Below are 14,874 nucleotides of genomic sequence, written 5' to 3'. Positions count from 1 at the left end.
TAATTTATACTTTAGCAGGACCATGAGCCACACGAAAAAGCCGGAGCTGCGCTTTGTAACGCACCAGCAGGTAAACGAAGAAAACTGGAATGCCTGTATAGCCGCATCGCGGGAACGGCTGGTGTATGGCTATAACTGGTACCTCAGCAGCGTATGCCGTACTTGGTGCGCCGTGGTAGAGGAGCAGGACGGGGAGTATGTATCAGTGTTTCCGTTGCCGCTTGGCCACCGGTTGGGGCAGGAGCAAATACGGCAGCCATACTTTACGCAGCAGCTCGGGCTATTTACCACCGCCGCCAGCAAGTATAAAGATGTGGCCGACTATGTAGCGCTGATTCCGGCAAAGTATAAAAGCGTATACCTGCAGCTAAACACGCAGAACAATCTAACCACAAGTATAACCGGTTACGAAACAAGCGCACGTCTTACTTATCACCTAAACCTGCAGCCTGCTTACCCAGCATTGGTGCGCGGCTACAGCACCAACCAGAAACGCAACCTGAAACGGGCCCAGCAATCCGGCCTTTGCCTGGATCCTCTGCAAAGTATAGCCCCACTGATTCAGCTTTTCAAAGGGACCAAAGGCAAAGAACTTGCAGAAATGAAACCCAAGCACTACAAATTGCTGGAGCAATTGCACCATGAACTGGAGAAGCAGGGCGTAGCCGAGCTGCTGCAGGCGCGGACAGCGGAAGGCGAGATGCAGGCGGCAGCGCTGCTGGTACATCAGCCTGATAAAATTATTTTTCTTTTCGGGGCTTCCTCGGCAAGCGGCCGGCAAACCGGGGCCATGGCCCTGCTGCTCGACAGCGTGATACAGCGGTATGCCGGCACTGCCCGCGCGCTGGATTTTGAGGGAAGCATGGTGCCATCGGTCGCGAAATTTTACGCCAATTTTGGTGCAAGCCCCATAAGCTATGTATCTTTAAGGCATCAACACACGCCCTGGTACCTCGCATGGAAAAGAAAAACGTACATATCCTAACAGAAACTCCCTCTCTTGCCAACCATTATATAGCCGAGCTGCGCGATGTGCAGGTGCACGGCGATAGCCTGCGCTTCCGCCGGAACCTGGAGCGGCTGGGTGAGTTGCTGGCCTACGAAATCTCTAAAACGCTGCCTTATCAGGAAGTAAGTATAACAACACCGCTGGCCGAGACCAAAACGCAGTTGCTAGCCGAGCAGCCGGTGCTGGCCACCATACTTCGTGCCGGCCTTCCGTTGTACAACGGCATGCTCAATTACTTCGATAAGGCCTACAGTACGTTTGTGGGCGCTTACCGCGTAGAGGAGGAAAACACGCAGCTGCAGATAAACATGGAGTACCTGGCCTCTACCAACCTCCACGATAAGATACTGATACTGGCTGACCCGATGCTGGCCACCGGGCGCTCGCTGGTGAAATCCTATGAAGGCATGCTGCGCCACGGCAAGCCAAAGCAGGTACATATTGCCGCCGCCATCGCCGCCCCCGAAGGCCTTGCCTATGTGCGGGAGCAGGTGCCAGAAGCTCACATCTGGCTGGGCGCCATAGACGATTACCTCAACGAGAAATCATACATTGTACCGGGCCTCGGCGATGCCGGCGACCTGGCTTTCGGTCCAAAAGTATAACCTGAACCAATGTGCTAAACGGGCTGTTACACCTCTGCCCTCCCAAAGCGTTGTTATTTAGCTTATTAGCTAAATAGATTGTTGATATATTCATACGTTTAATTTATTTGAAGCGCGTATAATATATTATTGCAACCTTTGTTTTTGTTAGAGTACAATTTTATCTGGAATAGCTGTGTTAGTAGAAATAGTAAAATACCTGTCGGTATACCTGGTGAGTATGGTGAAGTTTTTTGGTGGGCCGGTTACAGGAGTGTCGCTAGGATTGTCCTATGTCGAGACGGTGCTGCTAACGGTGGCGGGCATGATGACCAGCGTTGTGATTTTTTCCATGATCGGGAGGGCGGTATCGAAGTGGATATCGGCGCGCCGCCGGGCAAAGCGCAAGCCTATGTTCAGTAAGAAGAACCGCCGCATTGTGCAGATATGGAAGCGCTTCGGCATAAGTGGCGTTGCTTTTCTAACGCCTATTCTCTTTACTCCAATCTTCGGAACGATGGTAGCGGCCCTGTTTGGCGCACCCCGCAAGCATATTTTTATACACATGCTTTGGAGCGCTATTTTCTGGAGCGCCATACTTAACTTTCTGGTATTTAAATTTGGGCAAATGGCCGAGGGCCTGCTCTTAAGTATACGATTCTAACCAACAAAAAAGCCAGGCCGTTAAAGCCTGGCTTTTTTGTTCCTAGTTGGCCACAAAATAAAAGCAGCAACCGTTTCTGGCTGCTGCTTCCTGCTTATTTCTTCCGGCTTCCTTTTTTCTTGGTCTTCTGCCAGAATGAGTTCTTCGGGTCGCCTTTCTTCTTGCCTTTGTCGAAGTTAGATTTGTGGCGGCCTTTCTTCTCATGGAAGGCGCCTTTAAAGTCAGGGTCGTCGCGGCGCTTCTGGCGGTCTATCTCACGGGCCATTTCCTGCTGCTCCTCAAAAGGCGTTTTAAACACTTTCACCGTCTCGGGCATCGGCTCCTGCGGAATCTTCATACGGATGATCTTTTCGACCTTCTGCACATGGTACATCTCGGCCTCAGTGGCGAAAGTGATGGCTGCCCCGGCTTGTTCGGCGCGGCCCGTGCGGCCAATGCGGTGCACGTAATCCTCGTAAATCAAGGGCACGTCAAAGTTAATTACATGGCTTACCATGGTTACGTCGATGCCACGCGCAGCCACGTCGGTTGCCACCAGAAAACGGATCTCGCCGCCCTTAAAGGCCTCCATGGAGTTGATGCGGGTGTTTTGGCCTTTGTTGCCATGTATGGCGCGCACCTCGCCATAGTTGCGGTGCTCCAGAAACTTAGATACGCTCTCGGCGTTCTTCTTGCTGCGCGTAAAGATGATCACCCGGTTAAGCGTATCAGCATCCTGAATAAGGTGCTCCAACAACTCAATCTTGGTGCGCAGGTTTGGCACCTGGTATAGCACCTGGCTAACGGTTTCTACGGGCGTGGCTTGTGGCGTAATCTCTACTCTGGTTGGGAACTCAAGGAATTCCTCCGAAAGCTCGACCACTTTATCCGGCATGGTGGCCGAAAACAGCAGGTTCTGGCGCTTGCGCGGAATCACCTCCAGCAACCTCCGGATCTGCGGCATAAAGCCCATGTCCATCATCTTATCTGCCTCATCCAGGATCAGCGTTTTCAGGTCTTTTAGGATCAGGTCGCCTTTCAGGTAAAGCTCCATCAGGCGCTTAGGCGTGGCTACCAGTATATCAATACCTTTGTTAACGGCTTCGATCTGAGTTTTTGGGCCGAGCCCGCCGTAAATGGCCAGGTGGCGGATATCGGTATACTTAGCCAGTAGCGTAATATTCTCCTCAATCTGCATCACCAACTCGCGGGTTGGCGCAATAATAATGGCGCGCGGATTATCGCCTTGCGCATACTTTACCTTCATGAGCAGCGGCAGCAGGAAAGCAGCGGTTTTACCCGTGCCCGTCTGGGCGATGCCCAATATATCGTGGCCTGCCGAAATCAGCGGGATAGCCTGTAACTGTATCGGCGTGGGTTTTTCGTAGCCGGCCTCGGCAATGGCGTTCAGGAGCTGCTTGTTCAGCTTAAAATCCTCAAAGGTGCTTATCTCTTTCTCTGCTTCTTCGGCCATGGTGTTCAAATTTATACTTCGTGTTGATATGCAAAAGTACGGCTTTTTTGTGGGAGAGCGGTAAAGACTGTGGCGGATAGACAGCAAAAGACGTGTAGATGACGTATCTTAGCCGATATAATGGTTACCAGAGAGCAGATCTATAGATGAAATCCATCCTCATAAAAAACGCACAACTCGTAAACGAAGGAAGTATAACCACCGCCGATGTACTGGTCCAGAATGGCCGCATTGCGCAGATTGGCGAAAGTATAACAGCTGACACCGATGAGACCATCGATGCCACCGGGCTGCATTTGCTGCCGGGCGTGATCGACGACCAGGTGCACTTCCGGGAGCCGGGACTAACCCAGAAAGCCAACATCGAAACGGAGGCAAGAGCGGCTGTGGCCGGCGGAACCACCTCCTTTATGGAGATGCCCAACACGGTGCCTAACGCCACCACGCAGGAGTTGCTGGAAGACAAGTATAACATCGCGGCTGAAACCTCGCTGGCAAACTACTCCTTTTACATGGGCGCCACCAACGATAACCTGGCCGAGGTAATGCTTACCAACCCGAATACGGTTTGCGGCATCAAGATCTTCATGGGTTCTTCCACGGGAAACATGCTGGTGGATAATGAGCAGACGCTGGAAGAGATTTTCTCCAAAGCCAAACTGCCAATTGCCGTGCATTGCGAGGACGAGCAAACCATCCGCGACAACATGGCGCTGTATGAGCAGAAGTATGGCGAGGACATCCCGATTCAGTGCCACCCGGAAATCCGCAACGAGGCCGCCTGTTTTAAATCCTCGTACCTGGCCGTGAAGCTGGCCGAGAAGCACAACACGCGCCTGCACATTCTGCATATCTCCACGGAAGAAGAACTGAAACTGTTCCGTAACGACATTCCGTTGGAGCAAAAGCGCATTACCGCCGAAATCTGTGTGCACCACCTGTGGTTTGATAAGGAGGATTACGATACGTTTGGCACACAGATTAAATGCAACCCGGCCATAAAAGAGCATCGCCACAAAGAGGGCTTGCTGAAAGGTTTGCTGGAAGATAAGCTGGATGTAATTGCCACGGACCACGCCCCGCATACCTGGGACGAGAAGCAGAACAAGTATAAAAAAGCACCATCCGGGGTGCCGCTAGTGCAGCACTCTTTGCAAATGATGCTGGAGTTTGTGAAGCAGGGCAAGCTGACGCTGGAGAAAATGGTGGAGAAAATGGCCCATGCCCCGGCTATACTCTTCAACGTGCGCGAGCGCGGCTACATCCGCGAGGGCTACTGGGCTGATTTGGTTTTGGTGGACCTGAACAAGCCGTTTACTGTTACCAAAGAGAACACATACTATAAGTGCGGCTGGTCGCCGTTTGAGGGCCATACCTTCAGCACAAGCATCATGCATACCATTGTGTCGGGCCACCATGCCTTTGCCAACGGCACATTTGATGAAAGTAAAAAAGGCGAGCGCCTGCTGTTCGACAGGTAAGCATGGAACTGGAGAAATTTAAAGAACTGCATGCCCGCTTTTTCGGGAAAGAGCTGCCTGAGGAAGTGATGGCTTCGGAAGAGTATGAGGCTTACATCGATGCCATACATGAGGATGAAGCTTGTTATGATTGGGCCACCACCGAGAAGTTAAAGGCGCAGGGCTTCGATTACGAGAGCTACTGCTGTCTGATGCTGGCCGATAAGGTATTTCAAAGTATAGACGAGGAGGGCGAAACCACGTATGATGACCCGGAGGTAATCATCAATAAATGGGACGAAGGCCTGTATGGCATACCCGTGCATGATGGCAGCGCATCGATGGTAGTGATTAACTATTGCCCCTGGTGCGGCACCAAGTTAGCACAATAAGCAAATCAGGGAAGTATTTTTTTAAAAAATATACTTCTGATTCATAGTTTGTTATAGATTTAAGTCGATTTTTGAGCTAAAAAATGAGCCGTAGGTATTGCATTATGTGAAATGCTGCTTATATTTGCACTCTCAATTGAGACACGGTGGTTGTAGCTCAGTAGGTTAGAGCACCAGATTGTGATTCTGGGGGTCGTGGGTTCGAGCCCCATCTTCCACCCCAAGCCCTTGAAGCGAACCTTCAAGGGCTTTTTTTATTTACATTGTATTGCTAAGTGGCTGGATAGTTAAATTGCTTTAAGGTTTAAGTATTCACTCATTCAAAAATCAGTCATTTAAAATTTAAAAATATGAGCTTAACAGTAGTTGGTTCGATGGCGTTTGACGCGCTGGAGACACCCTTCGGAAAAACAGATAAGATCGTAGGTGGCGCAGCGACCTATATTTCGTTGTCGGCCTCTTATTTTGTGAAGCCGGTAAACGTGGTATCGGTTGTGGGCGGTGATTTCGATCAGGACCACATTAGCCTGATGCACGCGCGCAACATCAGCACCGAAGGCGTGCAAGTGAAGGAGAACGAGAAGTCTTTCTTCTGGTCTGGCCGCTATTTTAACGACATGAACAGCCGCGAAACGCTGGCCACAGAGCTTAACGTGCTCGGCGACTTCGACCCGATCATCCCGGAGAGCTACCAGGGCTGCGAGTTCCTGATGCTGGGCAACCTGGCCCCGCAGGTGCAGCGCACGGTAATTGAGCGCCTGAGCAACCGCCCTAAGCTAGTGGTAATGGATACCATGAACTTCTGGATGGACATTGCCCTGGAAGACCTGATGCAAACGCTGAAACTGGTGGATGTGCTGTCGATTAACGATGAGGAGGCGCGCCAGCTGAGCGGCGAGTACTCGCTGGTAAAGGCTGCCAAAAAGATCATGGCGATGGGCCCGAAATTCCTGATCATCAAAAAAGGAGAGCATGGTGCCCTGCTGTTTGGCGAGGATAAAGTATTCTTTGCGCCAGCTTTGCCATTGGAAGAGGTGTTTGACCCAACCGGCGCTGGCGATACTTTTGCCGGTGGCTTTATCGGTTACCTGGCCAGCTGCGATAATATTAGCTTCGATAGTATGAAGCGCGCCGTGATCCACGGTTCTGCCATGGCATCGTTCTGCGTAGAAAAATTCGGTACCGAGCGCTTGAAAAACCTGACGCAGGAAGAGATTGACGCCCGCGTGCAGGAATTCGTGAACCTGGTCGCCTTTGACACTGTGCTGCAATAGCAACAGCAAGTATAAAGTAAAGTATAAAAAGGGAGGCTTCGGCTTCCCTTTTTTGTTGCCGGATATAGTACTATAAAAGTGTTTGTGAGGAGCCGCTTTGTTGGTATATTGGTATGAGGCGCAGCAACTAAGTGCAACAAAATGTGGCAAAACGGGGTAAAACTAAGTATAGACTAAAAAGGAGAACAAGCTATGAGCATCAAGAATAAAGACAACAAGAATATTGACGAGTTGAAGAAAAACAACCCGAATGAGGCGGACCCGAACAAGCCTATGGGCCGAATCGATGATAACCCGCCTCGCAATGCGCTGAACGATAGCGAGACAAAGGTGCAAAACCCTAACCGCAATCTAGCGAAAGGCGGCAATAACACGCCAACACGCAAATAACAGCGCCCACACAGAATAAAGCTATGAAAATGATATAAGGGGAGGTCCTACAGGAGGGCCTCCCTTTTTGTTTGCCCGCTCTGGTGCGCTTGGCTGCTTCTGCTTATCTTTAGGCAAGCACTACACTGTATTTATGCTTCAGACCGATATTTGCATACTTGGAGCCGGCCCCGCCGGAGCTACTGCCGCCCTGCACCTGGCTAACAAAGGCATTCCTTCTTTACTGCTAGATAAAGCTACTTTCCCGCGGGATAAGATTTGTGGCGACGCCCTGAGCGGCAAAGTGGTAAATGAACTGCGGCGCATCTCGCCGGAGTTGCCCGACTTGCTGGGTCAGCAGCAGGAAGCGCTGCCATCGTGGGGCATCCACTTTATATCGCCGGGTGGGCATAAGCTAAGCGTGCCGTTTGTGCAGCAGTATAACCCGGAGCAAGACGTACCGGCAGGCTATATCTCCAAGCGTGTAGACTTTGATGATTTCCTGGTGCGGCAAGTGCGGCAACGGCCCGAAATCGATTTTAGGGAAAGTATGGAGATCAGCAAGTATGAGCGGGTGCCTGAGGGCGGGTTTATACTTAGTGGCAAGCAGGGCGAGCCGCTAGTGCAGGCAAAGCTGCTGCTGGTAGCCAATGGGGCGCAATCGGGGTTTACGCGGCATGTGGCCAGGCTGGAGCAGGAGCCGGCGCATTACTGTGCCGGCCTGCGCGCATACTATAAAAACGTGCAGGGTATGGATGCGGAGAACTTCATCGAGCTGCACTTTTTTATAGACTTCCTGCCGGGCTACCTGTGGGTTTTTCCGTTGCCTAACGGCGAGGCCAATGTAGGGGTAGGCATGCTGAGCAGTGCGGTGAGCAGCAAAAAAGTGAACCTGAAAAAGGAAATGCAGCGGATGCTGGCAGAGCACCCCAGTCTGCGCGAGCGCTTTGCCAGTGCCGAGGTGGTGGATAGTATAAAAGGCTTTGGCTTGCCGCTAGGTTCTAAAAAACGGAGCATCTCTGGGGATAACTACATGCTGTTAGGCGATGCCGGCGCTTTAATAGACCCCTTTACCGGCGAAGGCATTAGCAATGCCATGATCAGTGGGCGTTGGGCCGCTGAGCATGCTGCTAAAAGTATAGCCTCCCAGGATTTCTCGGCGGCCACACTGCAAGGCTACGACAAAGCCGTGTACAACCGCCTCTGGAAAGAGCTGCGCCTAAGCCGCCACCTGCAAAAAATGCTGCGCTACCCTTGGCTGTTTGATGCCATTGCCGCAAGAGCCTCTAAAAACCCAACCCTTGCCGAGACCATCTCCTGCATGCTCAACGACGTTGATCTGCGCGAGCGTTTCCGGCAGCCATCGTTTTACGCCAAACTTCTATTTGGTAGCTAGGTGTTAGACACAAGACACAAGTATCAAGACACAAGACTTTTCGGGGTTAGCGTAAAACGCTAGCAACTAACACCAAAGCAGCACAAGCAGCCTACAGTTTGTGGAGTTTGAGACTTGCTGTATGATCTGTCTACTCACATTAACAGAAAGTCTTGTGTCGTGTGTCTTAATACTTGAGTCTAAAACTAAAACTTCTGATTCAGCCATAGCCTGAAGTTCTCCTGTTCTGCAGCGGTGGCGTCTTCGCGCTTCTGCACGGTATACTTGCTGTAGTAAGTTTGGCCGTTGGGCTCTAAGCGTATAACGCGTAGCTGCTTCTCCCGGAAAAAGGCCAGTTCGGTTTGCTCGGGATTCAGGGCCAGCAACTGCGGCAGGTTGTTGTTCTCCAGTTTGCGCCCGTTCAGGGCAATTAGCTCATCATCTATACTTAGTAACTCACTGGCCGGAGAGTCTGGCGCGATCGCTGTTACTTTCATAGTTCCATCCGTGGCAAGCTTAAAGCCGAAGCGGGCTTCGTGTAGCACTGGGTTTTGCTTCTCTTGCAATGTGCAACCCACGTAGCGTAAGGCTGCATCAAGCGCAGGTTCTATAGTTTCGGTGCTATTAATATACCTGTCAAAGTATGCTTGAAAAGGCTGGCCGGCCACCTCTTCTACAACTTCTGCGTAATCGGCTTCTGTGTAGCCAATGTTTACTTTCCCGAAACGCTCCCAAAGTATGCGCATTACGCTGTCTAGGCTTGCTGCGTTGGCAGTGGCCTGGCGCAGTTGCAGGTCCAGGAGCAGGGCGGTTAAAGCACCTTTTATATAGATCGATACCTTGCGGTCCGGGATGCCGGGCTTATAACCGTCCAGCCACAGGTCGAAGGAGGAGTCTGCCACAGAGAGGTTGTAACGGCTGTAATCGGCAAAATAGCGTTGCAGGGTGGTGTTGAGCTCGGCAAAGTATGCTTCAGCCGTGAAAAAGCCGCTGCGTGCAAGTATAAAATCGCCGTAATAGGTTGTGATGCCCTCAGCTACATAACCAGTCCGGAAATAGTTCTCCTGTGCAAAATCATAAGGCAGCATCTCCCTCGGGCGAATCTTTTTAATGTTCCAGGTATGGAAAAGCTCATGGGAGCTTACGCCCACAAATTCTTTATACATACCCCAGTCCATAAGCTGCTCGCCGGGGCCCAAGGTGATTACGGTAGAGTGCCTGTGCTCCACGCCGTGATAAAAGCGGTAAGGTAAAATGAGGTTGAGGTAATGATACTCCGGCACCGGGAAATCGCCGAACACGGCCAGCTGCTCGCGGGTATACGCCGCCAAATCAGAAGTAATGCGTGGCCAATTAGGTTGGCAGTCGCCTTGCAGCCATACATGAAAGGTATAGCCATCCATCTCAAAACTCTCCCGTTGCAGGCTGCCGCTGGCTATAAAAGGGCTGTCGGCCAGCTCGTCAAAATCAGCGGCAAGCAGGGTGTGTTTTTCGTGCTCGGGCAGTCCGCAGGCCAGTTGCCAGTGTTCCGGCAGTTGCAGGCTAACCTGGTGCTGCTCTGCTTCGCGGCCTTCCACTGCCATCAGGCAATTTACAGGGTTAAGGTATAACATTTCCTCATCCAGCCAGGAGCCGCCGGCATCCATTTGGCGGGCAAAGAAACTGTAGCTAATCTCCACAACCTGAGCATTTTTTGCCTCTACCAGCCAACGATCTTTTGTGATTTTTTGGATAGGTATACTTTGCCCGTTTGCGGTAGCTGTCACAGCATACAGTTTCTGGGCAAAGTGCTGTAGCTCGTAGCGGCCGGGGCGCCAGGCAGGCAGCTGCAAGCATAAATTCTGCTGCTGATTACCTGTTATTGTAATGCTGATGTCTACAACATGCGTGAGTGGGTTCCGGAAAGAGAGGTGGTAATGGATCATAGTTTTTTGTACGGATGAATCAGATTATACTTTAGTAGCGCGAAGGCAGTTTTATACTTCGAATGTAAGCATTTTGCCATTGTGGTTTAACCTGTGAGTAGTGGCAGAAGCGGGCGCTCCAGGTGTAAGTTTGAGAATGAAGTATAAATTGAGCGTCTTAGAAATCGGTAGTATAAATATCTGGAAAGCGCTATTTCTGCTTGATTAGCCTTTAAATCCATACTTCTGTACGAAACGCAAAAGCCGCTAAGCCGCAATTATGGGCGCTTTGCTAATCTTTCTGCAAAATTTCTGAGGCAGACTTTGTTATTTTACAATGCTTTGCTAATTTTGCAGGCCATAATAAAACCATTGGCAGACGATGAAAAGAACATTCCAGCCTTCTCAGAGAAAAAGAAGAAATAAGCACGGTTTCAGATCTAGAATGGAAACCGCTAACGGTAGAAGAGTATTGGCCAGCAGAAGAGCCAAAGGCAGAAAGAGACTTACGGTTTCTAGCGAGAAAAGACATAAGGCAGCTTAATTCCTTTTAAAGGAATAGGCTTTGCGTTTTATAGCAGCTAATGGATTCAGGAGCAGCTAACGAGCAGCAAGCCAGCCAGCCTAATAGTTATACATTTTCGAAAGAAGAACACTTGTGCAGTAAGCGGCTTATTTCGCTGCTTTTCTCCAAGAGTTCTTCTTTTAATTTGTATCCGCTGCGGTTTGTTTATTACACGCCGCAAGACCTGCCACCTGGCCAAACCCAGGTGCTCATTTCCGTTTCTAAGCGCTACTTTAAACGGGCCGTAGACCGGAACCGCCTGAAAAGGCAAATGCGTGAGGCTTACCGCCTTCACAAACATATCCTGTACCAGCATCCCGAGCAGGCGCCACGGCTGCTGGGCATCCTGTATATTGGCAAGGAAAAAAAATCCTTCCAATCTATCCAAAAAAAACTAATTTCAGGTTTGGAGCGTTGTCTAACTAAATAGACTTACCTGCTTCTCTTAAGCCTGAAATTATGTATAAGAAATCCATAGCTGGCGTTTTTGTCGGCATTTTTGCGCTTGGCCTTTTCTCCTTTAAGGCCGATTCTGAGCGCTACTTCGAAATAGCCAAGAACCTTGATGTTTTTGCCACGCTGTTTAAAGAGGTAAATACTTATTACGTAGACGATGTGCCACCCGCACAGATGATGCGCACTGGCATCGACGCAATGCTCAAGTCGCTGGACCCCTACACCAATTACATTCCCGAAGACGATATTGAAGATTTCCGCACCATGACCACAGGCCAGTATGGCGGTATTGGTGCTATTATTGGCAACCGCGACGGAAAAGTGGTGGTGCAAATGCCTTACGAGAACTCTCCGGCGCACAAAGCAGGGCTTGCCATCGGCGATGAGATTCTGAAGGTGAACGGCGTAAACGTGCAGGGTAAATCCACCGAGGAAGTGAGCAAGCTGCTGAAAGGCCAGGCAAACACAGCCATTAAACTAGAGGTGCGCAGCTACGGCCAAACCAAATCCCGTAACATAGAGCTTGTGCGCAAAAACATTATGGTAGATAATGTGCCATACTATGGCATGCTGGATAATGAGATCGGCTACTTCCAGCTTTCGGGCTTTACCATGGATGCAGGTAAGGAAGTAAGGTCAGCGGTGCAGAAGTTAAAGGAGATGGGCGCCAAGAAGATCGTTTTCGACCTGCGCGATAACCCCGGAGGTTTGCTGCACGAGGCTGTTAACATCTCGAACGTATTCGTGGATAAGGGTAAAGACATTGTAAGCACCAAAGGCAAGGTAGAGGAGTGGAACAAAACCTACAAAGCCCTGGACGAGCCACTGGACAAAGACATGCCACTGGTTATACTTACCAGCTCGCGCAGCGCCTCTGCCTCCGAGATTGTGGCCGGCGTGATGCAGGATTACGACCGGGCCGTGCTGGTTGGGGAGCGCACATTTGGTAAAGGCCTGGTGCAGGTTACCCGCCCGCTTTCTTATAACTCCCAGCTAAAAGTTACCACAGCTAAGTACTACATTCCGAGTGGCCGCTGCATACAAGCCATCGACTATGCGCACCGCAACGAGGATGGCAGTGTAGGTAAAATTCCGGATTCGCTGCGAGTTGCCTATAAAACTGCGCTGGGCAGAATTGTATACGATGGCGGTGGCGTAAGCCCGGATGTTGAGGTAAAGCAGCCGGAGTTCTCCGAGATTACCAGAACGATTGCCGGCAGAGGCTACTTCTTTGATTATGCAAACAAGTATAAAGTCAGTCACCCAAGCATTCCGGCGGCTAAAGAGTTTAAGCTAACCGACGATGAGTATAAGAAGTTTATCGCGTACCTGTCTGATAAAGACCTTTCTTATACTACAGGTATAGAAAACGAACTGAAAGATGTCGCCGAAACCGCGAAGGAAGGCAAGCATTACGAAGATATTAAAGCCGAGTTGGAAGCCATCAAAAAGAAAGTATCCCATAACAAAGCCAACGACCTGACCCGTTTCCGGGCAGAGATACAGGAAATACTGGAGGCTGAGATTGCCTCGCGCTACTATTTGCAGAAAGGCTACATCGAGTCGTCGTTTGATGATGATCCGGACATCCTGATGGCAAAACAAGTGCTGAACGATCAGGCAAAGTATAAATCATACTTAAAAGCCAACTAAAGTATAAAGTAATAAACAGGAGAGGGAGGCGCAGCAGTGCCTTCCTCTTTTGCTTTACAGTTAGCTATACTTTTGGTGCCTTCGTTGGCTTGCTTTAATTTTGCGGATATCTATAACGTATAAACCATACTTGCACATGCCTTTGCTGCTCGCACTCGAAACCTCCACTACCGTCTGCTCTATCGCGCTTTATAAAGATCAGCAGCTGCTGGGTGCTTCTGAGTTGCAAATAGAGAAATCACATTCCTCGCATATTACCGTTATGGTAGCCCAACTGCTCGAGAACTGCGGCGCCACTTTGCAGGAGCTAAGCGCTGTTGCCGTGTCTGGCGGACCAGGCTCGTATACCGGTTTGCGCATCGGCACTTCAACCGCTAAAGGTTTATGTTATTCGCTGGATATTCCTTTACTGGAAGTATCGACATTATATGGGCTGGCTGCGCAGGTTATTGCCGCTACCCCAAACCCGGAGCGCTACCTTTTCTGCCCGATGCTAGATGCCCGCCGCCTGGAGGTTTATACTTGCCTGCTCACACACAACCTGGAAGAGGTAGAGCCTATAGCGCCCATAGTGCTGGACGAACAAACTTTTAGAGAGAAACTGGAAACCCAGCCTATCGTCTTCTTCGGCAGCGGAGCTGCAAAGTATAAGGAGATGGTAAACACTGAGGCCAATGCACTGTTTATAGAAGGTGTGCTGCCAAACGCCAAAACAATAGGGGAGCTGGCATTGCCAAAGTATGAGCAAAAGCAATTTGAGGATGTAGCCTATTATGAACCCTTCTACCTGAAGGATGTTTATATAACAAGTGCCAAGAAAGCTGCTAACTAACAAGGAGAGAATAACCATGTCAGAAGAGATAGTAAACAGAGTAGCGCAAAGTGCGCTGGTAACGCTAAACCTGGAATTGCTGCTGCACCCAGGCGAGCGCGTGGTATATGATATAAAGGAAAACCTGTTTCAAGGCCTGATCCTGCGTGAAAAGGATTTCAGGGCATTCGTGAAAGAGCATGATTGGTCTCAGTACGAGGGAAAGAATGTAGCTATTATCTGTTCCGAAGATGCTATCGTGCCAACCTGGGCTTATATGCTGCTTGCTACAAAGTTGCAGAACTTCGCAAACCACTTCGTGTTTGGCGATCTGGAAGCTTTAGAGCAGTCGCTGATGCAACAAGCTATAGCCGGAATTGATATGGAGGAGTATAGAGATGCGAAAGTAGTGGTTAAGGGCTGCGGAAGTGTTCCGGTACCAACTTTTGCCTACGTAGAAGTAATGCGAAAGCTTTTACCAGTAGCTGCAAGTATAATGTATGGAGAGCCATGCAGTACAGTGCCACTATATAAGAAGCCAAAAAACGCTTAATAAAGCCGTTAAAGTAGATAAAGGGGGAGCAGGAAGTATAAATTCTGCTCCCCTTTTTCATTAAAAGTATAGATGATTAAGGAAGGGATGAAATTAGATGTAAAATATTCTGATTGAAAATCAGGTTCTTAAGCCTTTCGGCGAAGTTTTTTGTGGTGTGGGTGTTGCGCGGGCGGGAATTTTGCCTACTTTTGCATCCCGGTTCAGCAGGGACGGGGGAGAAGGGAGGCCGGTAACACGGGCCGCCCGCGGAAAAAAAACTTCTTTCCAGTGTTGCGGAGTTCGGGTTTAATTCCCTACCTTTGCAGCCGCTTCCGGCGGGGACAGCCCGGCGGGATTCGAAAAAAAAGAG

Annotated in this window: 15 protein-coding genes and 1 tRNA gene; 14 read left to right on the top strand and 2 right to left on the bottom strand. The window is 50.1% G+C overall.

Going from position 1 to position 14,874, the window contains the following annotated elements:
- Positions 1–22: 22 nt before the first annotated feature.
- The 3 genes from D1627_RS08765 (at position 23) to D1627_RS08755 (ending at position 2,257) form a co-directional block, all read left to right on the top strand.
- The gene (locus tag D1627_RS08765) at positions 23–985 is read left to right on the top strand and encodes a GNAT family N-acetyltransferase (RefSeq protein ID WP_158607161.1); all 963 of its coding nucleotides are present in this window, start codon (positions 23–25) and stop codon (positions 983–985) included.
- Positions 958–1,614, top strand: a complete 657-nt coding sequence (gene upp / locus D1627_RS08760) for a uracil phosphoribosyltransferase (protein WP_119431885.1) — start codon at positions 958–960, stop codon at positions 1,612–1,614. The genes D1627_RS08765 and upp overlap by 28 nt, the downstream gene beginning before the upstream one ends.
- A gap of 175 nt (positions 1,615–1,789) precedes the next feature.
- Positions 1,790–2,257 (top strand): hypothetical protein, encoded by a 468-nt coding sequence (locus D1627_RS08755; RefSeq protein ID WP_233555570.1) that lies wholly within the window; start codon positions 1,790–1,792, stop codon positions 2,255–2,257.
- 94 nt (positions 2,258–2,351) lie between these two features.
- Here D1627_RS08755 and D1627_RS08750 read toward each other — a convergent pair whose 3' ends face one another.
- The gene (locus D1627_RS08750) at positions 2,352–3,710 is read right to left on the bottom strand and encodes a DEAD/DEAH box helicase (RefSeq protein WP_119431884.1); all 1,359 of its coding nucleotides are present in this window, start codon (positions 3,708–3,710) and stop codon (positions 2,352–2,354) included.
- A 146-nt stretch (positions 3,711–3,856) separates the two neighbouring features.
- Here D1627_RS08750 and D1627_RS08745 point away from each other — a divergent pair, with 146 nt between their 5' ends.
- The 6 genes from D1627_RS08745 to D1627_RS08720 all read left to right on the top strand — a co-directional run bounded on the left by D1627_RS08745 (position 3,857) and on the right by D1627_RS08720 (position 8,601).
- Positions 3,857–5,191 carry a dihydroorotase gene (locus tag D1627_RS08745; protein ID WP_119431883.1) on the top strand — a complete coding sequence of 445 codons (1,335 nt, stop codon included), beginning with the start codon at positions 3,857–3,859 and terminating at the stop codon, positions 5,189–5,191.
- Between the two features lie 2 nt (positions 5,192–5,193).
- On the top strand, positions 5,194–5,562 hold the full coding sequence (locus tag D1627_RS08740; RefSeq protein ID WP_119431882.1) for a DUF6980 family protein: 369 nt from the start codon (positions 5,194–5,196) through the stop codon (positions 5,560–5,562).
- 146 nt (positions 5,563–5,708) lie between these two features.
- Positions 5,709–5,785 (top strand) — tRNA-His (locus tag D1627_RS08735).
- Between the two features lie 127 nt (positions 5,786–5,912).
- Positions 5,913–6,836, top strand: a complete 924-nt coding sequence (locus D1627_RS08730) for a PfkB family carbohydrate kinase (protein WP_119431881.1) — start codon at positions 5,913–5,915, stop codon at positions 6,834–6,836.
- Positions 6,837–7,028: 192 nt separating this feature from the next.
- Positions 7,029–7,226 (top strand): hypothetical protein, encoded by a 198-nt coding sequence (locus tag D1627_RS08725; RefSeq protein ID WP_119431880.1) that lies wholly within the window; start codon positions 7,029–7,031, stop codon positions 7,224–7,226.
- A 133-nt stretch (positions 7,227–7,359) separates the two neighbouring features.
- The gene (locus tag D1627_RS08720; RefSeq protein WP_119432502.1) at positions 7,360–8,601 is read left to right on the top strand and encodes an NAD(P)/FAD-dependent oxidoreductase; all 1,242 of its coding nucleotides are present in this window, start codon (positions 7,360–7,362) and stop codon (positions 8,599–8,601) included.
- Positions 8,602–8,786: 185 nt separating this feature from the next.
- Here D1627_RS08720 and D1627_RS08715 read toward each other — a convergent pair whose 3' ends face one another.
- On the bottom strand, positions 8,787–10,505 hold the full coding sequence (locus tag D1627_RS08715) for a M61 family metallopeptidase (RefSeq protein WP_119431879.1): 1,719 nt from the start codon (positions 10,503–10,505) through the stop codon (positions 8,787–8,789).
- Positions 10,506–10,866: 361 nt separating this feature from the next.
- On the opposite strand from D1627_RS08715, the gene rpmH reads away from it, so the two are divergent.
- The 5 genes from rpmH (at position 10,867) to D1627_RS08690 (ending at position 14,522) form a co-directional block, all read left to right on the top strand.
- The gene (rpmH, locus tag D1627_RS08710; RefSeq protein ID WP_071784616.1) at positions 10,867–11,028 is read left to right on the top strand and encodes a 50S ribosomal protein L34; all 162 of its coding nucleotides are present in this window, start codon (positions 10,867–10,869) and stop codon (positions 11,026–11,028) included.
- 40 nt (positions 11,029–11,068) lie between these two features.
- Positions 11,069–11,479 (top strand): ribonuclease P protein component, encoded by a 411-nt coding sequence (locus D1627_RS08705; RefSeq protein ID WP_119431878.1) that lies wholly within the window; start codon positions 11,069–11,071, stop codon positions 11,477–11,479.
- A 29-nt stretch (positions 11,480–11,508) separates the two neighbouring features.
- On the top strand, positions 11,509–13,158 hold the full coding sequence (locus tag D1627_RS08700; RefSeq protein WP_119431877.1) for a S41 family peptidase: 1,650 nt from the start codon (positions 11,509–11,511) through the stop codon (positions 13,156–13,158).
- 136 nt (positions 13,159–13,294) lie between these two features.
- Positions 13,295–13,990 carry a tRNA (adenosine(37)-N6)-threonylcarbamoyltransferase complex dimerization subunit type 1 TsaB gene (gene tsaB, locus D1627_RS08695; protein WP_119431876.1) on the top strand — a complete coding sequence of 232 codons (696 nt, stop codon included), beginning with the start codon at positions 13,295–13,297 and terminating at the stop codon, positions 13,988–13,990.
- Positions 13,991–14,006: 16 nt separating this feature from the next.
- Positions 14,007–14,522 (top strand): DUF2480 family protein, encoded by a 516-nt coding sequence (locus D1627_RS08690; protein ID WP_119431875.1) that lies wholly within the window; start codon positions 14,007–14,009, stop codon positions 14,520–14,522.
- The last annotated feature ends 352 nt before the right edge of the window (positions 14,523–14,874 follow it).

The organism is Pontibacter oryzae, from assembly GCF_003576375.1.
GTDB classification, from domain to species: domain Bacteria; phylum Bacteroidota; class Bacteroidia; order Cytophagales; family Hymenobacteraceae; genus Pontibacter; species Pontibacter oryzae.
This window is presented reverse-complemented; position numbering and strand designations above follow the sequence as displayed.